The organism is Streptomyces sp. NPDC000134 (genome assembly GCF_042899225.1).
Classification (GTDB): Bacteria; Actinomycetota; Actinomycetes; order Streptomycetales; family Streptomycetaceae; genus Streptomyces.
In genome coordinates this window covers 200,544-220,222 of the sequence record NZ_JBIAZN010000003.1, presented here as the reverse complement: position 1 = coordinate 220,222, position 19,679 = coordinate 200,544, and the positions used below count along the sequence as shown (strand labels likewise).

Below are 19,679 nucleotides of genomic sequence, written 5' to 3'. Positions count from 1 at the left end.
CCTTGAGCGATCAAGGCCCGCCGGCCCCAGGACCCCCGTATCAGACCCCAAGACTTACAACCCTGAGAGGGATTGACGCATAGTGCTCGACGTCAACTTCTTCGATGAGCTCCGGATCGGCCTGGCCACCGCCGACGACATCCGTCAGTGGAGCCACGGCGAGGTCAAGAAGCCCGAGACCATCAACTACCGCACCCTCAAGCCGGAGAAGGACGGACTCTTCTGCGAGAAGATCTTCGGCCCCACCCGGGACTGGGAGTGCTACTGCGGCAAGTACAAGCGCGTCCGCTTCAAGGGCATCATCTGTGAGCGCTGTGGCGTGGAGGTCACGCGCGCCAAGGTGCGCCGTGAGCGGATGGGCCACATCGAGCTGGCCGCCCCCGTCACGCACATCTGGTACTTCAAGGGCGTCCCGTCGCGGCTGGGCTACCTGCTCGACCTCGCCCCGAAGGACCTGGAGAAGGTCATCTACTTCGCGGCGTACATGATCACGTACGTCGACGAGGAGCGCCGCACGCGCGACCTGCCCTCGCTGGAGGCGCACGTCTCCGTCGAGCGCCAGCAGATCGAGCAGCGCCGCGACGCCGACCTGGAGGCCCGCGCCAAGAAGCTCGAGACGGACCTCGCCGAGCTGGAGGCCGAGGGCGCCAAGGCCGATGTGCGCCGCAAGGTGCGCGAGGGCGCCGAGCGCGAGATGAAGCAGCTCCGCGACCGCGCCCAGCGCGAGATCGACCGCCTCGACGAGGTGTGGAACCGGTTCAAGAACCTCAAGGTCCAGGACCTGGAGGGCGACGAGCTGCTCTACCGCGAGCTGCGCGACCGCTTCGGCACGTACTTCGACGGCTCGATGGGTGCCGCGGCGCTGCAGAAGCGCCTGGAGTCCTTCGACCTCGAGGAGGAGGCCGAGAAGCTCCGCGAGATCATCCGTACCGGCAAGGGCCAGAAGAAGACCCGCGCGCTCAAGCGCCTCAAGGTCGTCTCCGCCTTCCTGCAGACCAGCAACAGCCCCAAGGGCATGGTGCTGGACTGCGTGCCGGTCATCCCGCCGGACCTGCGTCCGATGGTGCAGTTGGACGGTGGCCGCTTCGCGACCTCCGACCTCAACGACCTGTACCGCCGCGTCATCAACCGCAACAACCGCCTGAAGCGGCTTCTCGACCTCGGCGCGCCCGAGATCATCGTGAACAACGAGAAGCGCATGCTCCAGGAGGCCGTCGACGCGCTCTTCGACAACGGCCGCCGCGGCCGCCCGGTCACGGGCCCCGGCAACCGTCCGCTGAAGTCGCTGTCCGACATGCTCAAGGGCAAGCAGGGCCGCTTCCGCCAGAACCTGCTCGGCAAGCGCGTGGACTACTCCGCGCGTTCCGTGATCGTCGTCGGTCCGCAGCTCAAGCTGCACCAGTGCGGTCTGCCGAAGGCGATGGCGCTGGAGCTGTTCAAGCCGTTCGTGATGAAGCGCCTGGTGGACCTCAACCACGCGCAGAACATCAAGAGCGCCAAGCGCATGGTCGAGCGTGGCCGCACCGTGGTGTACGACGTCCTCGAAGAGGTCATCGCCGAGCACCCGGTGCTGCTGAACCGCGCGCCCACGCTGCACCGCCTCGGCATCCAGGCCTTCGAGCCGCAGTTGGTCGAGGGCAAGGCCATCCAGATCCACCCGCTCGTCTGCACCGCGTTCAACGCGGACTTCGACGGTGACCAGATGGCCGTCCACCTGCCGCTCTCCGCGGAGGCGCAGGCCGAGGCCCGCATCCTGATGCTGTCGTCGAACAACATCCTCAAGCCCGCCGACGGCCGTCCGGTGACGATGCCGACCCAGGACATGGTCCTCGGTCTGTTCTTCCTCACCACCGACGGCGAGGGCCGCAACGTCAAGGGCGAGGACCGGGCGTTCGCGTCCGTCGCCGAGGCCATCATGGCGTTCGACTCGGGCGAGCTGTCGCTCCAGGCGAAGGTCGACATCCGCTTCCCGGTGGGCACCATCCCGCCGCGCGGCTGGACCCCGCCGGCGCGTGAGGAGGGCGAGCCCGAGTGGCAGCAGGGTGACACCTTCACGCTGCGCACCACGCTGGGCCGCGCGCTCTTCAACGAGCTGCTGCCCGAGGACTACCCGTTCGTCGACTACGAGGTCGGCAAGAAGCAGCTCTCCGAGATCGTCAACGACCTCGCCGAGCGCTACCCGAAGGTCATCGTGGCGGCGACGCTCGACAACCTGAAGGCGTCCGGCTTCTTCTGGGCGACCCGCTCCGGTGTCACCGTGGCCATCTCCGACGTCGTCGTTCCCGAGGCGAAGAAGGAGATCGTCAAGGGCTACGAGGCGCAGGACGAGAAGGTCCAGAAGCAGTACGAGCGCGGTCTGATCACCAAGGACGAGCGCACGCAGGAGCTCATCGCGATCTGGACCAAGGCGACCAACGAGGTCGCCGAGGCGATGAACGACAACTTCCCGAAGACCAACCCGATCTTCATGATGGTGAACTCGGGCGCCCGAGGGAACATGATGCAGATGCGTCAGATCGCCGGTATGCGCGGTCTGGTGTCCAACGCCAAGAACGAGACCATCCCGCGGCCCATCAAGGCGTCGTTCCGTGAGGGTCTGTCCGTGCTGGAGTACTTCATCTCCACCCACGGTGCCCGTAAGGGTCTGGCGGACACCGCCCTGCGTACCGCCGACTCGGGTTACCTCACCCGTCGTCTGGTGGACGTCTCCCAGGACGTCATCATCCGCGAGGAGGACTGCGGCACCGACCGCGGCCTGCGCCTCAGGATCGCCGACCGCAACGCCGAGGGCGCCCTGCTCAAGACGGAGAACGTCGAGACGTCCGTGTACGCCCGCTGCCTCGCCGAGGACATCGTGGTCGACGGCAAGGTGCTGGCCCCGGCCGGCACCGACCTCGGCGACGTGCTCATCGACGAGCTGGTCAAGCACGGCGTCGAGGAGGTCAAGACCCGCTCGGTCCTGACCTGCGAGTCCGCCGTCGGCACCTGCGCCATGTGCTACGGCCGCTCGCTGGCCACCGGCAAGCTGGTCGACATCGGTGAGGCGGTCGGCATCATCGCCGCCCAGTCCATCGGTGAGCCCGGCACCCAGCTCACGATGCGTACCTTCCACACCGGTGGTGTGGCCGGTGACGACATCACGCAGGGTCTGCCGCGTGTCGTCGAGCTGTTCGAGGCCCGTACCCCGAAGGGTGTCGCCCCGATCTCCGAGGCCAGCGGCCGGGTGCGGATCGAGGAGACCGAGAAGACCAAGAAGATCGTCATCACGCCGGACGACGGCAGCGACGAGACGGCGTACCCGATCTCCAAGCGCGCCCGTCTGCTGGTGGGCGAGGGCGACCACGTCGAGGTGGGCCAGAAGCTCACCGTGGGTGCCACCAACCCGCACGACGTGCTGCGCATCCTGGGCCAGCGCGCCGTCCAGGTCCACCTGGTCGGCGAGGTCCAGAAGGTCTACAACTCGCAGGGTGTGTCGATCCACGACAAGCACATCGAGATCATCATCCGGCAGATGCTGCGCCGCGTGACGATCATCGAGTCCGGCGACGCCGAGCTGCTGCCCGGCGAGCTGGTCGAGCGCTCGAAGTTCGAGACCGAGAACCGGCGTGTGGTCCAGGAGGGCGGTCACCCGGCCTCGGGCCGTCCGCAGCTCATGGGCATCACCAAGGCCTCGCTGGCGACGGAATCCTGGCTGTCGGCCGCCTCCTTCCAGGAGACGACCCGAGTCCTGACGGACGCGGCGATCAACGCCAAGTCCGACAGCCTCATCGGCCTCAAGGAGAACGTCATCATCGGTAAGCTCATCCCGGCCGGTACGGGTCTGTCCCGCTACCGCAACATCCGGGTCGAGCCGACCGAGGAAGCCAAGGCCGCGATGTACTCGGCCGTCGGCTACGACGACATCGACTACTCGCCGTTCGGCACGGGCTCCGGCCAGGCGGTGCCGCTGGAGGACTACGACTACGGTCCGTACAACCAGTAACAGTCGGTTCTGAGGGGCGGTCACCTTTTGGGGTGGCCGCCCTTCGGCGCATCATGGAGGCAACCCCGTCGCGGGAGGTGCTCTCCGGTGTCGTATCCGTCCTGGCAGCCTCAGCCTCAGCCCTGGCACGGGCAGGGGGCTCCGTCGATGCTCGCTTCGCACGCCGATCGGGAGCGGGCCGTGGATGTGCTCAGAGCCGGGTACGGCGAGGGGCGGATGGAGCGCGAGGAGTTCGAGAAACGGGTCGCGCGGGCGTACGCGGCGCGTACGGTGGGCGAGCTGTCGGTGCTGGTGGCCGATCTGCCGCAGGGGCCGCTGCCCGCGGTCCCGGCGCTCCAGGCGCCGCCGCAGGGGGCCGTGCGGCCGGCGTTCCTGCCGGCGGGGCGGCCCCGGACCAACGAGAAGGCGATCGGCGCGGCGATCTGCGGGCTGCTGTGCCTGCCGACGGCCGGGCTGACCGGGATTCCGGCGGTGGTGCTGGGGCACGCGGCCCGTTCCGAGATCCGCCGCAAGGGGGAGTCCGGCGACGGGCTGGCGATGACCGGGCTGGTCCTCGGCTGGCTCTCCACGGCCGGCTGGGCGCTGCTGGTGGTCCTGATGGTGGCGGTGGCCGCCGCGTCCGGGTGAGGGCCCTGAGGGGCCGCCCCGGGGCTCCTCAGCGTGGGCCGGGCGTGGGTCTGCGGCGACCGGACGGCGTGGTGGGACTTGACACGGGGCCGGTGGGGATGCCGGGCGGACCCCATTTGTTTTGACCACAGCGAATGCGATAGGTACGCTCAGACCTTGTGCCTGGGGTGTGCCCTGGCGCTCGTGCGTGCCTTGAACCGCGCGGGAGCCGAGCGCGGCCACCGTGATCCGTGCCCTTTTCGCCTCGCGGCGGAAGTCCGCCGGTTCCGACACACCCGACCGCGTGGGTCGGCGACGTTCCAGGTTAGCTTCACCATTCGGCACACAGAAACCGGAGAAGTAGTGCCTACGATCCAGCAGCTGGTCCGCAAGGGCCGGCAGGACAAGGTCGAGAAGAACAAGACGCCGGCACTCGAGGGCTCCCCTCAGCGTCGGGGCGTCTGCACGCGTGTGTTCACGACCACCCCGAAGAAGCCGAACTCGGCCCTGCGTAAGGTCGCGCGTGTGCGTCTGACCAGCGGGATCGAGGTCACCGCTTACATTCCGGGTGAGGGACACAACCTGCAGGAGCACTCCATCGTGCTCGTGCGCGGCGGCCGTGTGAAGGACCTGCCGGGTGTTCGCTACAAGATCATCCGCGGCTCGCTCGACACCCAGGGTGTCAAGAACCGCAAGCAGGCCCGCAGCCGCTACGGCGCCAAGAAGGAGAAGTAAGAATGCCTCGTAAGGGCCCCGCCCCGAAGCGCCCGGTCATCATCGACCCGGTCTACGGCTCTCCTCTGGTGACCTCCCTGATCAACAAGGTGCTGCTGAACGGCAAGCGCTCCACCGCCGAGCGCATCGTCTACGGCGCCATGGAGGGCCTGCGCGAGAAGACCGGCAACGACCCGGTCATCACGCTCAAGCGCGCTCTGGAGAACATCAAGCCGACCCTTGAGGTCAAGTCCCGCCGTGTCGGTGGCGCCACCTACCAGGTGCCGGTCGAGGTCAAGCCCGGCCGCGCCAACACCCTGGCGCTGCGCTGGCTCGTCGGTTACTCCCGCGCCCGTCGCGAGAAGACCATGACCGAGCGGCTGCTCAACGAACTCCTCGACGCCAGCAACGGCCTGGGTGCCGCTGTGAAGAAGCGCGAGGACACGCACAAGATGGCCGAGTCCAACAAGGCCTTCGCGCACTACCGCTGGTAGTCGCTTCCCCCATCGAGACCGAGAGAAGACTGAAGCCTTATGGCTACCACTTCACTTGACCTGGCCAAGGTCCGCAACATCGGGATCATGGCCCACATCGACGCGGGCAAGACGACCACCACCGAGCGGATCCTGTTCTACACCGGTGTGTCGTACAAGATCGGTGAGGTCCACGACGGTGCCGCGACCATGGACTGGATGGAGCAGGAGCAGGAGCGTGGCATCACGATCACCTCTGCTGCCACCACCTGTCACTGGCCGCTGGAGGACGTCGACCACACCATCAACATCATCGACACCCCGGGCCACGTCGACTTCACCGTCGAGGTAGAGCGTTCCCTGCGTGTGCTCGACGGTGCCGTGACGGTGTTCGACGGCGTCGCCGGTGTCGAGCCGCAGTCCGAGACGGTGTGGCGTCAGGCGGACCGCTACGGCGTGCCGCGTATCTGCTTCGTCAACAAGCTCGACCGCACCGGTGCCGAGTTCCACCGCTGCGTCGACATGATCAGCGACCGCCTGGGTGCGCAGCCGCTGGTCATGCAGCTCCCGATCGGTGCCGAGGCCGACTTCAAGGGCGTCGTCGACCTCGTGACGATGAAGGCCTTCGTCTGGTCCGCCGAGGCGACCAAGGGCGAGATGTACGACATCGTCGACATCCCGGAGACGCACACCGAGGCTGCCGAGGAGTACCGCGGCAAGCTGCTCGAGGCCGTCGCCGAGAACGACGAAGAGCTGATGGAGCTGTACCTGGAGGGCACCGAGCCCACCGTGGAGCAGCTCTACGCGGCGATCCGCCGTATCACGATCGCCTCCGGCAAGGGTGAGGGCACCACCGTCACCCCCGTCTTCTGCGGCACCGCCTTCAAGAACAAGGGCGTCCAGCCCCTGCTCGACGCGGTCGTGCGCTACCTTCCGTCGCCGGTCGACATCGAGGCCATCGAGGGCCACGACGTCAAGGACCCGGAGAAGGTCATCGCGCGCAAGCCGTCCGACGACGAGCCGCTCGCGGCGCTGGCGTTCAAGATCATGAGCGACCCGCACCTCGGCAAGCTCACCTTCGTCCGCGTGTACTCCGGCCGCCTGGAGTCCGGCACCGCCGTGCTGAACTCCGTCAAGGGCCGCAAGGAGCGCATCGGCAAGATCTACCGCATGCACGCCAACAAGCGTGAGGAGATCGAGTCGGTGGGCGCCGGTGACATCGTCGCCGTGATGGGTCTGAAGCAGACCACGACCGGTGAGACGCTGGCCGACGAGAAGAACCCGGTGATCCTGGAGTCCATGGACTTCCCGGCGCCGGTCATCGAGGTCGCGATCGAGCCCAAGTCCAAGGGCGACCAGGAGAAGCTGGGTGTCGCCATCCAGCGTCTCGCGGAGGAGGACCCCTCCTTCCAGGTGCACACCAACGAGGAGACCGGCCAGACCGTCATCGGCGGTATGGGCGAGCTGCACCTCGAGGTGCTGGTCGACCGGATGAAGCGCGAGTTCAAGGTCGAGGCCAACGTCGGCAAGCCGCAGGTCGCGTACCGTGAGACGATCCGCAAGGCCGTCGAGAAGGTCGAGTTCACCCACAAGAAGCAGACGGGTGGCACCGGCCAGTTCGCTCGCGTCATCATCGCGGTCGAGCCGCTCGAGGGCGGCGACGCCTCCTACGAGTTCGTCAACAAGGTCACCGGTGGTCGCATCCCGAAGGAGTACATCCCTTCGGTCGACGCCGGCTGCCAGGAGGCCATGCAGTTCGGCATCCTCGCCGGTTACGAGATGACCGGTGTGCGCGTGACCCTGCTCGACGGTGCGTACCACGAGGTCGACTCCTCGGAGCTGGCCTTCAAGATCGCCGGTTCGCAGGCCTTCAAGGAGGCCGCGCGCAAGGCGTCCCCCGTGCTCCTGGAGCCGATGATGGCCGTCGAGGTCACCACGCCCGAGGACTACATGGGTGACGTGATCGGCGACATCAACTCCCGCCGTGGCCAGATCCAGGCCATGGAGGAGCGGGCGGGTGCCCGCGTCGTCAAGGGTCTCGTGCCCCTGTCGGAGATGTTCGGCTACGTCGGAGACCTCCGCAGCAAGACGTCGGGTCGCGCGAGCTACTCGATGCAGTTCGACTCCTACGCCGAGGTTCCGCGGAACGTCGCCGAGGAGATCATCGCGAAGGCCAAGGGCGAGTAACGGACCTCGCGTCCACGCCGTAGGCTTGACTCCGGAGCCTTGAGGGGCGAACCACCGCGATCGCGGCGGATCGCCCCGCGGGCCCGGGTTTTGACAGCAAAGATCACCTGGCGCCGATGAAGTAAGGCGTACCAGAACCACTCCACAGGAGGACCCCAGTGGCGAAGGCGAAGTTCGAGCGGACTAAGCCGCACGTCAACATCGGCACCATCGGTCACATCGACCACGGTAAGACGACCCTCACGGCCGCCATTACCAAGGTGCTGCACGACGCGTACCCGGACCTGAACGAGGCCACCCCGTTCGACAACATCGACAAGGCGCCGGAAGAGCGTCAGCGCGGTATCACCATCTCCATCGCGCACGTCGAGTACCAGACCGAAGCGCGTCACTACGCCCACGTCGACTGCCCCGGTCACGCGGACTACATCAAGAACATGATCACGGGTGCGGCGCAGATGGACGGCGCCATCCTCGTGGTCGCCGCCACCGACGGCCCGATGCCGCAGACCAAGGAGCACGTGCTCCTGGCCCGCCAGGTCGGCGTCCCGTACATCGTCGTCGCCCTGAACAAGGCCGACATGGTGGACGACGAGGAGATCATGGAGCTCGTCGAGCTCGAGGTCCGTGAGCTCCTCTCCGAGTACGAGTTCCCCGGCGACGACCTCCCGGTCGTCAAGGTCTCCGCTCTCAAGGCCCTCGAGGGCGAGAAGGAGTGGGTGGACTCCGTCCTCAACCTGATGAAGGCCGTCGACGAGTCGATCCCGGAGCCGGAGCGCGACGTCGACAAGCCGTTCCTCATGCCGATCGAGGACGTCTTCACCATCACCGGTCGCGGTACGGTCGTCACCGGCCGTATCGAGCGCGGTGTCCTCAAGGTGAACGAGGAAGTCGAGATCATCGGCATCAAGCAGGAGAAGACCAAGACCACGGTTACGGGCATCGAGATGTTCCGTAAGCTGCTGGACGAGGGTCAGGCCGGTGAGAACGTCGGTCTGCTGCTCCGCGGCATCAAGCGCGAGGACGTCGAGCGCGGCCAGGTCATCATCAAGCCGGGCACCGTCACCCCGCACACGGAGTTCGAGGCCCAGGCCTACATCCTGTCCAAGGACGAGGGTGGCCGCCACACGCCGTTCTTCAACAACTACCGCCCGCAGTTCTACTTCCGTACGACGGACGTGACCGGCGTGGTGACCCTCCCCGAGGGCACCGAGATGGTCATGCCGGGTGACAACACCGAGATGAAGGTGGAGCTCATCCAGCCCGTCGCCATGGAGGAGGGCCTGAAGTTCGCCATCCGCGAGGGTGGCCGGACCGTGGGCGCCGGCCAGGTCACCAAGATCAACAAGTGACCTAGTGGCTCCTGAGGGGCCCGTACGACTTCGGTCGTACGGGCCCCTTCGCCGTTTCCGGTGGGGATACAGTGCCGAGTGCTCGGTCACCTGTTCGTACGACCTGTGAGAGTGAGTGCTGTGAGCAGCGTCCCGCCCGCCGGCAGCCCGGACGAGGGGTCCTCGATATCCGACGAGGAACTGGAGAGGTTCCTGCGGGAGTCGGCCGAGGGCGTCGGGTCGCCGCCGAAGGAGCCGTCGGCACGGGCCCGGATGGTGGCCCGGCGGTTGGCCGAGGAGGGGGCCGCCGCCCCGGCCGCGTGGCGCCCGGGGCCTCCCGTGCGGATCGGCGGCGTCGGCCGGACGCGCCGGCGCGGGCTGCTCACCGTGGTCGGCGTGCTGATCGCCGCGGTCGTCGCCGTGCTCGCCGTACGCCCCTCGCTGCTGCTGGACCGGTTCCGCGGGGACGGGGCGGGAACCAGCGCCTCACCCGGCCCCGCCGGGGGACCGACCCGCGCCGAGCCGTTCCGCGGCTCGCCCGCCGCCGACTGGGCGGAGGGCGCGGACGCCATCGTGCCGCCGGCGGCCAGGGCCGTCCCCGGGGTCACCGAGGCGGAGGTGGCGCGGGCGCTGCGCCGCACGAAGGAGTTCCTGGTCGCCGCCAACCTGGACCCGGGCGTGCTGCGCGGCGAGCGGCCCGCGAGGGCGATCGGCCTGCTGGACCCGAAGAGTCCCGGGCTGCCGGCGAAGGTGAGGCGGTCGTTGAGCGCGCCGGACCGCACCAACGACCCGCTGCTGCTGTTCACCCGGTTCGACCCGGCGCAGGTCCGGGTGCTCGGGGACGTGGTCAAGGTCCGCGGCGAGATGACGGTGCGCGCGGGCGAGCCCGGGGTGGCGGAGGTGCGCGCCGACTACACCTTCGTGTACCCGCTGGTCCGTGCGGCGGGCGGCGACGAGGTCGCCCGGACCGTCGTCCGGCGCAGCCTCACCTTCGCCGTGTCCGACCCGGACCGCTGGGACGTCACCGAGGGGCGGCTGCTGCCGAAGTCGTACTACTCCGACTTCGGCAACACCGCCTGCGAGGTGTACGACGGCTATCTGCACCCCTCGTTCGGCGAAGGGCCCGCCACCGGCGAACCGGCGACGGGCCCCACCGTCGACCCCTACGACCGCGGCCGGCCGCTGACGGGGGACGGGCGCGACGAGTGCGGGGAGGTCACCCGCACCTGACGCGCGTGACCGGGCGGTGCGCTCACGCCCGCTGCCACAGCGCGGGCACGTTCGGGGGCTCCCAGCCCGGCTGGGCCTGGTGCGTCTGGAGGCAGCGGTAGGTCGCGCCGCCGTACGTCACGGTGTCACCGGCCTGGTAGACGGTGCCGGCCGCCCAGGTGCCGCCGGGCTCGCCCGGCTCGCCCGGGTTGCCTGGGTCGTCGGTGGTGGTCTTCAGGGTGAGGCCGTAGTTCTGCAGCAGCGGGTTGATCGGCTGGAAGTACGTGGTGCCGCCGCTGGAGCAGTTGCCCGAGCCGCCCGAGGTGACGCCCTGCGCCTGGCTGCCGGAGATGAAGGAGCCGCCGGAGTCGCCGGGCTCGGCGCAGACCGAGGTGCGGGTGACTCCGGTGATGGTGCCCTCGGGGTAGGTCACGCTGGTGTTGAGCTGCTGGACGGTGCCGCAGTGCCAGCCGGTGGTCGAGCCGGAACGGCACACCGACGCGCCGACCGTGGCCTGTGTGGACCCGGCGACCCGCACGTTCTGCCCGCCGGCGCCGTTGACGTACGGCGTGGCGGTCCAGTTGGAGTTGGTGGCCACCCACGCCATGTCGCGGCCGGGGAAGACCGAGCCCTGGAAGGTGCCCTGCGCCACGCGGTTGGAGCCGGTGGTGCTCGCCCCGGCCTGCCCGCAGTGGCCGGCGGTGGCGAAGCCCTGCTGGGTGCCGCGGGTGACGGGGAAGCCGATGGAGCAGCGGCTGCTGTTGTTGATGTAGTACGCCTCGCCGCCCCGCAGGTCGTACAGGGCCCGGGGCCGCTCGGCCGTGGTCTCGACGCGGCCGAGGGAGGCGTCCAGCCCGGCGGCCTTCAGCAGGGCGCGGGCGGCGGCGGGGCGGACGGCCTGGACGACGACCGTGTTGGTCGGCACGTCGACGTACCGGACCGGGGCGTCGGCGGTGTCCCGGCCGCGCGCCGCCCGGTCCAGGCGGGCCTTGGCGGCGTCCAGGTCGGCGAGGGAGTGGCGTACGACGGCGGCGCGGGCGCCCCGGGCCTCGATGGCCGGGACGTCGGCGGCGTCGGTGGTGGCCACGGTCAGGGCGGCGGGCTCGGCGCCGCGGACCCAGGCGCCCGCGAAGTCGGCGCCGAGGGCGAGCCGCAGCCGGCCGGCGGTGGCGCCGGCCTCCGCCTCGTTGGCCAGGCGCCGCTCGGCCTGGCCCCGGTCCAGGCCGAGGTCGCGTTGCAGGGCGCGCAGGAGGGCCGGGGGCGCGGCGTCGGTGCGAAGGGACTGGGCCGCGGTGGGGGAGGCGGCGGTGGTGGCCGTGGGGATCGCACCCGCGTGCGTGGAGCCGCTGAGCCCGGCCACGAACAGGGCGGCCGTCGCCGCGGTGGCGGCACAGACGGCTCTGGTGCGTCGGTGGAGCATGGGGGATCTCCTCGGTATCGGTCACGTGCGGGGCCACGTGCGGTGGGGAAGTGCCGAAACCGTAGGGAGGGCGGCGGGGCGCCGGTAAGACATCGGCCGGCCCCCTGCCCGGCGTTATGGAACGCGGTGGGCCGCCAGCCAGCGGGTGTAGCTGTCGCTGCGCGCCGCCACGCCCGCGTGCGCCATGCGGGCCTCGGCGAGGACGGTGTCGGCGGTGTCGGCGGGCCGGCCCCCGGCGTGCCAGCCGAGCAGGTGCCGCCAGGCGAGCGGCGTACCGGTGAGCGGCCGGGTCACGATCCCGGGGGTCGCCGGAAACGTCGCCCGGCACAGCCCGGCCGCCCGGCCGACCTGCACCAGGTGGACCAGGGCGGTGGTGTCGGTCTCGTACAGGCGGCGCGGGGTGAACCCGGCGCGGGCGCAGGCCGCCGTGAAGCAGTCCCCGAAACACCCGTCGCCCGGCACGCACGCCCAGTCCTCGCCGGCCAGCTCGCCCAGGCCGACCTCGGTGGCGTCGGCCAGCGGATGCCCCTGCGGCAGCATCACGAAGACCGGGTCGACGGCCACCTCCCGCCAGACGAGGCCCTCCGCGCCGGGCGGCGCGGCCGACCCGCAGGTCCCGGCGAGGGCGAAGTCCAGGCGGCCCTCGGCGAGCAGGTCGGCGAGCTGCCGCTCGGACCAGGAGGCGTGGGTGGTCACCCGGGCGTCGGGGGCGGCGTCGGCGAGCCGGTCGAGGAGGGCGCCGAGCAGCGGGCCGTGCGTGCCGCCGAGCCGGAGCTGCCCGGGGCCGGGTGCGGCGCGGGCGAACCGGGACGCCTCCCGCTGGAGTTCCGTCATGGCCGGCAGGACGACCCGGGTGCGCTCCAGGACGAGTTCGCCGAGCGCGGTGGCCCGTACGCCGTGCCGGCCGCGCTCGAACAGCGCGCCGCCGAGGGCGCGTTCGATCCGCTTGAGCTGCGCGCTCAGGGCGGGCTGCGCGAGGCCGAGGGCCGTGGCCGCCCGGGTGAGACTCCCGGCCTCGGCGATGGCCCGGACGGTCCTGAGATGCCGCAACTCCAGCTCCATGAGGGGAGCTTGCGTCGGGGGAGGGGCTGGGGCAAGGGGTTGGTGTGGACCAATGCGGGCGGGCGTCCTCCCGTCCGCCTCCCCGGCGGCGGGTGAACCCCGGTCCGGCATGTGCGAGAGCTCCGGGACAGCCCGGCGCGAGCCCTGCCACCGCTGTGCGCGGTGTTCTTGTCCGGACGGATGGGACAACCGCTCCCGGGGGGGCGGCGGGCCGGGCGCCGGCTGTACGTGATCGACGGCATCCGGCTGGTCGCCGCCCTGATGGTGGCGGTGCACCCCAGGTGATACGGCTCTACCCGGCGTACCGGTTCGCGATCGCGTTCCCCACGGCCGTCCCGATGGCCGTACCCGGTGTCCGGGAGCGGCTGAGGCCGCGCGAGATCCTGCTCAACCTCACGATGCTCCGGGAGTGACCGGCCGGGGGTCCGGGGACCGGCGTAGTTTGACCTACGTCACTACCGGGGTAATCTCTAGCGCCCGATTGGCGTCCGGCATGCCCCGTATGGCAGACTAGCGGGGTTGCTCGGTCGAGTGCCGATGCTGCGCGCCTCCCGCCGGGGGGACCGGAAGCGAGTCCCACAGTACTCGTCGCTCCTCATCAGGGGCGGACGTACGGGAATCTTCCGGGAAGCGTGAGCGGGGTACCGGCCAGGCGCCCGGTGGGCTTTCGCCCCTGGTCCGCGGTTCCGGAAGGGCCCGCACTCCCCATCGCAGGGATGTTCGAACAAGGGGCATCTGTGTCAGCGGGAGCGCGACACGCCCGACCGCGTGGGTCGGAAGGCGAACGGCAGGAGACTCCGGGTTCCAGAGCGTGAGACAAGAGACAGGACTACGAAGTAGCCATGGCGGGACAGAAGATCCGCATCCGGCTCAAGGCCTACGACCACGAGGTCATCGACAGCTCGGCGAAGAAGATCGTCGAGACGGTGACGCGTACTGGTGCGTCGGTCGCGGGCCCGGTGCCGCTGCCCACTGAGAAGAACGTGTACTGCGTCATCAAGTCGCCGCACAAGTACAAGGACTCGCGCGAGCACTTCGAGATGCGCACGCACAAGCGCCTGATCGACATCCTCGACCCGACCCCCAAGACCGTTGACTCTCTGATGCGACTCGACCTCCCGGCCGGTGTCGACATCGAGATCAAGCTCTGAGGCCGGTGATCTGAACGATGGCTAAGCAGATCAAGGGCATCCTGGGCGAGAAGCTCGGCATGACGCAGGTGTGGGACGAGAACAACCGCGTTGTTCCCGTCACCGTCGTCAAGGCCGGGCCCAATGTCGTCACCCAGGTCCGTACGAACGACGTCGACGGCTACGAGTCCGTCCAGATCGCCTTCGGCGAGATCGACCCGCGCAAGGTGAACAAGCCCCTCAAGGGCCACTTCGCCAAGGCCGACGTCACCCCCCGCCGTCACCTCGTCGAGATCCGCACGTCGGACGCCTCCGAGTACACGCTGGGCCAGGAAGTCACCGCCGAGGTGTTCGAAGCCGGCGTGAAGGTCGACGTGACCGGCAAGAGCAAGGGCAAGGGCTTCGCCGGTGTCATGAAGCGCCACAACTTCGGTGGCCTCGGCGCCGGACACGGCACCCAGCGCAAGCACCGCTCGCCGGGCTCCATCGGTGGCTGCGCCACCCCGGGCCGCGTGTTCAAGGGCCTCCGCATGGCGGGTCGCATGGGCAACGAGCGGGTCACCACCCAGAACCTGACCGTCCACGCCGTTGACGCGGAGAAGGGTCTGCTGCTCATCAAGGGCGCGGTTCCCGGTCCGAACGGCGGCCTCGTCCTGGTCCGCACCGCGGCCAAGGGGGCCTGAGGTAACCGATGAGCACTGTTGACATCCTTTCGCCGGCTGGCGACAAGGCCGGTACCGTCGAGCTCCCCGCGGAGATCTTCGGCGTTGAGAAGGTCAGCATCCCGCTGATCCACCAGGTCGTCGTCGCCCAGCTCGCCGCTGCCCGCCAGGGCACCCACAAGACCAAGACGCGTGGCGAGGTCCGCGGCGGTGGCAAGAAGCCGTACCGCCAGAAGGGCACCGGTCGCGCCCGTCAGGGCTCGACCCGCGCGCCGCAGTTCGCCGGTGGTGGCGTCGTGCACGGTCCCGTGCCGCGCGACTACTCGCAGCGGACCCCGAAGAAGATGAAGGCCGCCGCCCTGCGGCACGCCCTCACCGACCGGGCGCGTCACGACCGCATCCACGTCGTCTCCGGCGTGGTCGAGGGCGAGACCCCCTCCACCAAGGCCGCCAAGAGCCTGTTCGGCAAGATCAGCGAGCGCAAGAACCTGCTCCTGGTCGTCGACCGCTCCGACGAGGCCGCGTGGCTGTCCGCCCGCAACCTGCCCCAGGTCCACATCCTGGAGCCGGGCCAGCTCAACACGTACGACGTTCTCGTCTCGGACGACGTGGTCTTCACCCAGGCCGCGTTCGAGTCCTTCGTGTCCGGCCCGAAGGCCAACGACACCGAAGGGAGCGAGGTCTGATGGCCATCCGTCACCCCGCTATCGCCTCGAAGGCTGCCAAGAAGGCCAAGGAAGCGCGCCTGAAGAAGGCCCGCCGCCACGCCACCGAGGGCAAGAACACCGTCGTCACCCCGGCCAGCAAGGCGTACACGGACCCCCGTGACGTGCTGCTGAAGCCGGTCGTGTCCGAGAAGAGCTACGCGCTCATCGACGAGAACAAGTACACGTTCATCGTCGACCCGCGGGCCAACAAGACCCAGATCAAGGAAGCCGTGCAGTCGGTCTTCTCGGTCAAGGTCACCGGGGTCAACACGATCAACCGCCAGGGCAAGCGCAAGCGCACCCGCACCGGCTTCGGCCAGCGTGCGGCCACCAAGCGCGCGATCGTGACCCTTGCCGAGGGCGACCGTATCGACATCTTCGGCGGTCCGACCGCGTAAGCGGTCGGGATCGTCCAGATTTCGGAATCACTTCCGAGGACTGAGAGACAATGGGAATCCGCAAGTACAAGCCGACGACTCCTGGCCGTCGTGGCGCCAGCGTCGCCGACTTCGTCGAGGTCACGCGGTCCACGCCGGAGAAGTCGCTGGTTCGCCCGCTGCACAGCAAGGGCGGCCGTAACAACGCCGGTCGTGTGACCGTTCGCCACCAGGGTGGCGGACACAAGCGCGCCTACCGTGTGATCGACTTCCGTCGTCACGACAAGGACGGCGTGCCGGCGAAGGTCGCGCACATCGAGTACGACCCCAACCGCACCGCGCGCATCGCGCTGCTGCACTACGCCGACGGCGAGAAGCGCTACATCCTCGCCCCGCGCAACCTGCGGCAGGGCGACACCGTGGAGAACGGTCCCGGGGCCGACATCAAGCCGGGCAACAACCTGGCCCTGCGCAACATCCCGGTCGGTACCACGATCCACGCGATCGAGCTGCGCCCCGGTGGCGGAGCCAAGTTCGCCCGGTCGGCCGGTGCCTCCGTGCAGTTGCTGGCGAAGGAGGGCGCCTATGCCCACCTGCGCATGCCCTCCGGTGAGATCCGCCTGGTCGACGTGCGCTGCCGCGCCACCGTCGGCGAGGTCGGCAACGCCGAGCAGAGCAACATCAACTGGGGCAAGGCCGGCCGCAAGCGGTGGCTGGGCGTCCGCCCGACCGTCCGCGGTGTGGTCATGAACCCGGTGGACCACCCGCACGGTGGTGGTGAGGGCCGGACCTCCGGTGGCCGCCACCCCGTGTCCCCGTGGGGCAAGAAGGAAGGCCGTACTCGTTCGCCCAAGAAGGCGTCGAACAAGTACATCGTCCGCCGCCGCAAGACGAACAAGAAGCGCTAAGGACGGGTTGAGATGCCTCGTAGCTTGAAGAAGGGACCCTTCGTCGACGACCACCTGATCAAGAAGGTGGACTCGCAGAACGAAGCCGGTACCAAGAACGTCATCAAGACCTGGTCCCGTCGCTCGATGATCGTCCCGGCCATGCTCGGCCACACGATCGCGGTGCACAACGGCAAGACCCACATTCCGGTGTTTGTCACCGAGTCGATGGTCGGCCACAAGCTCGGCGAGTTCTCGCCGACGCGCACCTTCCGGGGTCACGTCAAGGACGACCGGAAGTCGAAGCGCCGCTAAGGCGGGGTGGAATGACCATGACAGACACTGGAAGGACGACCATGGAAGCCAGGGCCCAGGCGCGGTACATCCGCGTCACGCCCATGAAGGCCCGCCGAGTGGTGGACCTCATCCGTGGCATGGATGCCACGGAGGCTCAGGCGGTCCTGCGTTTCGCCCCGCAGGCCGCGAGCGTGCCGGTCGGCAAGGTGCTGGACAGCGCCATCGCCAACGCCGCGCACAACTACGACCACACCGATGTCGACAGCCTCTACATCTCCGAGGCGTACGTCGACGAGGGCCCGACCCTGAAGCGGTTCCGTCCGCGCGCCCAGGGCCGCGCCTACCGGATCCGCAAGCGGACCAGCCACATCACCGTGGTCGTCAGCAGCAAGGAAGGAACCCGGTAATGGGCCAGAAGGTAAACCCGCACGGGTTCCGGCTCGGTGTCACGACCGACTTCAAGTCGCGTTGGTACGCCGACAAGCTGTACAAGGACTACGTCAAGGAAGACGTCGCCATCCGTCGGATGATGACGTCCGGCATGGAGCGCGCCGGCATCTCCAAGGTCGAGATCGAGCGCACCCGTGACCGTGTCCGCGTGGACATCCACACGGCGCGTCCGGGCATCGTCATCGGCCGCCGCGGCGCCGAGGCCGACCGCATCCGCGGTGACCTGGAGAAGCTGACCGGCAAGCAGGTCCAGCTCAACATCCTCGAGGTCAAGAACCCGGAGACGGACGCCCAGCTCGTGGCCCAGGCCGTCGCCGAGCAGCTCTCCTCCCGCGTCTCCTTCCGCCGGGCCATGCGCAAGAGCATGCAGTCCGCCATGAAGGCCGGCGCCAAGGGCATCAAGATCCAGTGCGGTGGCCGCCTCGGCGGCGCCGAGATGTCCCGCTCGGAGTTCTACCGCGAGGGCCGCGTGCCCCTGCACACGCTCCGCGCGAACGTGGACTACGGCTTCTTCGAGGCCAAGACGACCTTCGGCCGCATCGGTGTGAAGGTCTGGATCTACAAGGGCGACGTCAAGAACATCGCCGAGGTCCGCGCCGAGAACGCCGCCGCCCGTGCGGGCAACCGCCCGGCCCGTGGTGGCAACGACCGCCCGGCCCGTGGTGGCCGCGGTGGCGAGCGTCGCGGGCGCAAGCCGCAGCAGCAGTCGGCTCCGGCCGCCGAGGCCCCCAAGGCCGAGGCGCCCGCCGCTGCCGCTCCGGCTGAGAGCACCGGAACGGAGGCCTGACCGACATGCTGATCCCCCGTAGGGTCAAGCACCGCAAGCAGCACCACCCCAAGCGCAGTGGTATGGCCAAGGGTGGCACGCAGGTCGCGTTCGGCGAGTACGGTATCCAGGCGCTGACCCCGGCGTACGTCACGAACCGTCAGATCGAAGCGGCTCGTATCGCCATGACCCGCCACATCAAGCGTGGCGGCAAGGTCTGGATCAACATCTACCCGGACCGCCCCCTGACCAAGAAGCCCGCCGAGACCCGCATGGGTTCCGGTAAGGGCTCCCCGGAGTGGTGGGTGGCCAACGTCAAGCCCGGACGCGTCATGTTCGAGCTGTCGTACCCCAACGAGAAGATCGCGCGTGAGGCCCTGACCCGTGCGGCTCACAAGCTGCCGATGAAGTGCAAGATCGTCAAGCGCGAGGCAGGTGAAGCGTGATGTCGGCCGGTACCAAGGCGTCCGAGCTGCGCGAGCTGGGCAACGAGGAGCTGCTCAACAAGCTCCGCGAGGCCAAGGAAGAGCTGTTCAACCTCCGCTTCCAGGCGGCGACTGGTCAGCTCGAGAACCACGGTCGGCTCAAGGCCGTCCGTAAGGACATCGCGCGGATCTACACCCTGATGCGCGAGCGCGAGCTGGGCATCGAAACGGTGGAGAACGCATGAGCGAGAACAACGTGACTGAGCAGAACACCGAGGCGCGCGGCTTCCGCAAGACCCGCGAGGGCTACGTCGTCAGCGACAAGATGGACAAGACCGTCGTCGTCGCCGTCGAGGACCGCGTCAAGCACGCCCTGTACGGCAAGGTCATCCGCCGTACGAACAAGCTCAAGGCGCACGACGAGCAGAACGCCGCGGGTGTCGGCGACCGCGTCCTCCTCATGGAGACCCGGCCGCTGTCCGCGACCAAGCGCTGGCGCGTCGTCGAGATCCTCGAGAAGGCCAAGTAATTCCTGCGGGCAAACCCGCAGGTCAGTTCCGCCAGGCTCCGGGGGCCGTCCTTGAACGGCCCCCGGGGAACCGGCAGACGATCAGGAGATAGACGTGATCCAGCAGGAGTCGCGACTGCGTGTCGCCGACAACACGGGTGCGAAGGAGATCCTCTGCATCCGTGTGCTCGGTGGCTCCGGTCGCCGCTACGCGGGTATCGGTGACGTCATCGTCGCCACCGTCAAGGACGCGATCCCCGGTGGCAACGTGAAGAAGGGTGACGTCGTCAAGGCGGTCATCGTTCGCACCGTCAAGGAGCGCCGCCGTCCGGACGGCTCGTACATCCGCTTCGACGAGAACGCCGCCGTCATTCTGAAGAACGACGGCGACCCTCGCGGCACCCGTATCTTCGGCCCGGTGGGCCGTGAGCTGCGCGAGAAGAAGTTCATGAAGATCATCTCCCTCGCGCCGGAGGTGCTGTGAGC

At 68.9% G+C, this 19,679-nt stretch carries 22 protein-coding genes; 20 read left to right on the top strand and 2 right to left on the bottom strand.

Annotated features, from left to right (window positions below; translation table 11 throughout):
• Positions 1–82: 82 nt before the first annotated feature.
• The 7 genes from ACFY32_RS05775 (at position 83) to ACFY32_RS05745 (ending at position 10,523) form a co-directional block, all read left to right on the top strand.
• On the top strand, positions 83–3,982 hold the full coding sequence (locus ACFY32_RS05775; protein ID WP_359189267.1) for a DNA-directed RNA polymerase subunit beta': 3,900 nt from the start codon (positions 83–85) through the stop codon (positions 3,980–3,982).
• Positions 3,983–4,129: 147 nt separating this feature from the next.
• Positions 4,130–4,609 carry a DUF1707 and DUF4190 domain-containing protein gene (locus ACFY32_RS05770; protein ID WP_359189264.1) on the top strand — a complete coding sequence of 160 codons (480 nt, stop codon included), beginning with the start codon at positions 4,130–4,132 and terminating at the stop codon, positions 4,607–4,609.
• A gap of 342 nt (positions 4,610–4,951) precedes the next feature.
• Positions 4,952–5,323 (top strand): 30S ribosomal protein S12, encoded by a 372-nt coding sequence (gene rpsL / locus ACFY32_RS05765; protein WP_003948652.1) that lies wholly within the window; start codon positions 4,952–4,954, stop codon positions 5,321–5,323.
• A gap of 2 nt (positions 5,324–5,325) precedes the next feature.
• On the top strand, positions 5,326–5,796 hold the full coding sequence (gene rpsG / locus ACFY32_RS05760) for a 30S ribosomal protein S7 (RefSeq protein ID WP_003998848.1): 471 nt from the start codon (positions 5,326–5,328) through the stop codon (positions 5,794–5,796).
• Between the two features lie 39 nt (positions 5,797–5,835).
• Positions 5,836–7,962: an elongation factor G gene (fusA, locus tag ACFY32_RS05755; RefSeq protein ID WP_359189262.1), complete on the top strand. Its 2,127-nt coding sequence runs from the start codon at positions 5,836–5,838 to the stop codon at positions 7,960–7,962.
• Between the two features lie 158 nt (positions 7,963–8,120).
• On the top strand, positions 8,121–9,314 hold the full coding sequence (gene tuf, locus ACFY32_RS05750; protein ID WP_359189259.1) for an elongation factor Tu: 1,194 nt from the start codon (positions 8,121–8,123) through the stop codon (positions 9,312–9,314).
• Between the two features lie 120 nt (positions 9,315–9,434).
• Entirely contained in the window at positions 9,435–10,523 is a 1,089-nt protein-coding gene (locus ACFY32_RS05745) for a hypothetical protein (RefSeq protein ID WP_390673494.1), read from the top strand.
• A gap of 22 nt (positions 10,524–10,545) precedes the next feature.
• Here the strand turns inward: ACFY32_RS05745 and ACFY32_RS05740 are convergent, their stop codons facing one another.
• Together ACFY32_RS05740 and ACFY32_RS05735 are read right to left on the bottom strand one after the other, a co-directional pair.
• Positions 10,546–11,922, bottom strand: a complete 1,377-nt coding sequence (locus ACFY32_RS05740) for an alpha-lytic protease prodomain-containing protein (protein WP_390673493.1) — start codon at positions 11,920–11,922, stop codon at positions 10,546–10,548.
• A gap of 114 nt (positions 11,923–12,036) precedes the next feature.
• Positions 12,037–12,984, bottom strand: a complete 948-nt coding sequence (locus ACFY32_RS05735) for a LysR family transcriptional regulator (protein ID WP_359189251.1) — start codon at positions 12,982–12,984, stop codon at positions 12,037–12,039.
• Positions 12,985–13,265: 281 nt separating this feature from the next.
• Here ACFY32_RS05735 and ACFY32_RS05730 point away from each other — a divergent pair, with 281 nt between their 5' ends.
• From ACFY32_RS05730 to rplN, 13 genes are all read left to right on the top strand, one after another.
• Positions 13,266–13,397 carry a hypothetical protein gene (locus ACFY32_RS05730; protein ID WP_390673492.1) on the top strand — a complete coding sequence of 44 codons (132 nt, stop codon included), beginning with the start codon at positions 13,266–13,268 and terminating at the stop codon, positions 13,395–13,397.
• A gap of 429 nt (positions 13,398–13,826) precedes the next feature.
• On the top strand, positions 13,827–14,135 hold the full coding sequence (gene rpsJ / locus ACFY32_RS05725) for a 30S ribosomal protein S10 (RefSeq protein WP_003948644.1): 309 nt from the start codon (positions 13,827–13,829) through the stop codon (positions 14,133–14,135).
• A gap of 17 nt (positions 14,136–14,152) precedes the next feature.
• Positions 14,153–14,797: a 50S ribosomal protein L3 gene (rplC, locus tag ACFY32_RS05720; protein ID WP_004984533.1), complete on the top strand. Its 645-nt coding sequence runs from the start codon at positions 14,153–14,155 to the stop codon at positions 14,795–14,797.
• Positions 14,798–14,805: 8 nt separating this feature from the next.
• A complete protein-coding gene (rplD, locus tag ACFY32_RS05715) occupies positions 14,806–15,462 on the top strand; it encodes a 50S ribosomal protein L4 (RefSeq protein WP_359189245.1) in 657 nt (218 codons plus the stop codon).
• Positions 15,462–15,881 (top strand): 50S ribosomal protein L23, encoded by a 420-nt coding sequence (rplW, locus tag ACFY32_RS05710; RefSeq protein ID WP_190206090.1) that lies wholly within the window; start codon positions 15,462–15,464, stop codon positions 15,879–15,881. The genes rplD and rplW overlap by 1 nt, the downstream gene beginning before the upstream one ends.
• A 50-nt stretch (positions 15,882–15,931) precedes the next feature.
• Positions 15,932–16,768 carry a 50S ribosomal protein L2 gene (gene rplB, locus ACFY32_RS05705; RefSeq protein WP_359189241.1) on the top strand — a complete coding sequence of 279 codons (837 nt, stop codon included), beginning with the start codon at positions 15,932–15,934 and terminating at the stop codon, positions 16,766–16,768.
• A 12-nt stretch (positions 16,769–16,780) separates the two neighbouring features.
• Entirely contained in the window at positions 16,781–17,062 is a 282-nt protein-coding gene (rpsS, locus tag ACFY32_RS05700; protein WP_031076666.1) for a 30S ribosomal protein S19, read from the top strand.
• 41 nt (positions 17,063–17,103) lie between these two features.
• The gene (gene rplV / locus ACFY32_RS05695; RefSeq protein ID WP_028420772.1) at positions 17,104–17,451 is read left to right on the top strand and encodes a 50S ribosomal protein L22; all 348 of its coding nucleotides are present in this window, start codon (positions 17,104–17,106) and stop codon (positions 17,449–17,451) included.
• Complete coding sequence (gene rpsC / locus ACFY32_RS05690; RefSeq protein WP_019329636.1) at positions 17,451–18,281, top strand: 30S ribosomal protein S3; 831 nt, start codon at positions 17,451–17,453, stop codon at positions 18,279–18,281. The genes rplV and rpsC overlap by 1 nt, the downstream gene beginning before the upstream one ends.
• A gap of 5 nt (positions 18,282–18,286) precedes the next feature.
• Positions 18,287–18,706, top strand: a complete 420-nt coding sequence (gene rplP, locus ACFY32_RS05685; protein WP_190206087.1) for a 50S ribosomal protein L16 — start codon at positions 18,287–18,289, stop codon at positions 18,704–18,706.
• Positions 18,706–18,930 carry a 50S ribosomal protein L29 gene (gene rpmC / locus ACFY32_RS05680; RefSeq protein WP_059079052.1) on the top strand — a complete coding sequence of 75 codons (225 nt, stop codon included), beginning with the start codon at positions 18,706–18,708 and terminating at the stop codon, positions 18,928–18,930. The genes rplP and rpmC overlap by 1 nt, the downstream gene beginning before the upstream one ends.
• The gene (gene rpsQ, locus ACFY32_RS05675) at positions 18,927–19,214 is read left to right on the top strand and encodes a 30S ribosomal protein S17 (RefSeq protein ID WP_028420769.1); all 288 of its coding nucleotides are present in this window, start codon (positions 18,927–18,929) and stop codon (positions 19,212–19,214) included. The genes rpmC and rpsQ overlap by 4 nt, the downstream gene beginning before the upstream one ends.
• Before the next feature lie 94 nt (positions 19,215–19,308).
• Complete coding sequence (rplN, locus tag ACFY32_RS05670; protein ID WP_003998823.1) at positions 19,309–19,677, top strand: 50S ribosomal protein L14; 369 nt, start codon at positions 19,309–19,311, stop codon at positions 19,675–19,677.
• The last annotated feature ends 2 nt before the right edge of the window (positions 19,678–19,679 follow it).

Bases quoted from the DNA above. Each gene is read 5' to 3' on its own strand.
- rplD (WP_359189245.1), top strand. From the start codon at position 14,806: ATGAGCACTGTTGACATCCTTTCGCCGGCTGGCGACAAGGCCGGTACC.
- rplV (WP_028420772.1), top strand. From the start codon at position 17,104: ATGGAAGCCAGGGCCCAGGCGCGGTACATCCGCGTCACGCCCATGAAG.
- rpsJ (WP_003948644.1), top strand. From the start codon at position 13,827: ATGGCGGGACAGAAGATCCGCATCCGGCTCAAGGCCTACGACCACGAG.
- rplW (WP_190206090.1), top strand. From the start codon at position 15,462: ATGGCCATCCGTCACCCCGCTATCGCCTCGAAGGCTGCCAAGAAGGCC.
- rplP (WP_190206087.1), top strand. From the start codon at position 18,287: ATGCTGATCCCCCGTAGGGTCAAGCACCGCAAGCAGCACCACCCCAAG.
- fusA (WP_359189262.1), top strand. From the start codon at position 5,836: ATGGCTACCACTTCACTTGACCTGGCCAAGGTCCGCAACATCGGGATC.
- ACFY32_RS05740 (WP_390673493.1), bottom strand. From the start codon at position 11,922: ATGCTCCACCGACGCACCAGAGCCGTCTGTGCCGCCACCGCGGCGACG.
- rplB (WP_359189241.1), top strand. From the start codon at position 15,932: ATGGGAATCCGCAAGTACAAGCCGACGACTCCTGGCCGTCGTGGCGCC.
- rplC (WP_004984533.1), top strand. From the start codon at position 14,153: ATGGCTAAGCAGATCAAGGGCATCCTGGGCGAGAAGCTCGGCATGACG.
- rpsQ (WP_028420769.1), top strand. From the start codon at position 18,927: ATGAGCGAGAACAACGTGACTGAGCAGAACACCGAGGCGCGCGGCTTC.
- ACFY32_RS05735 (WP_359189251.1), bottom strand. From the start codon at position 12,984: ATGGAGCTGGAGTTGCGGCATCTCAGGACCGTCCGGGCCATCGCCGAG.
- rpmC (WP_059079052.1), top strand. From the start codon at position 18,706: ATGTCGGCCGGTACCAAGGCGTCCGAGCTGCGCGAGCTGGGCAACGAG.
- rpsS (WP_031076666.1), top strand. From the start codon at position 16,781: ATGCCTCGTAGCTTGAAGAAGGGACCCTTCGTCGACGACCACCTGATC.
- rpsG (WP_003998848.1), top strand. From the start codon at position 5,326: ATGCCTCGTAAGGGCCCCGCCCCGAAGCGCCCGGTCATCATCGACCCG.
- rpsC (WP_019329636.1), top strand. From the start codon at position 17,451: ATGGGCCAGAAGGTAAACCCGCACGGGTTCCGGCTCGGTGTCACGACC.
- ACFY32_RS05770 (WP_359189264.1), top strand. From the start codon at position 4,130: ATGCTCGCTTCGCACGCCGATCGGGAGCGGGCCGTGGATGTGCTCAGA.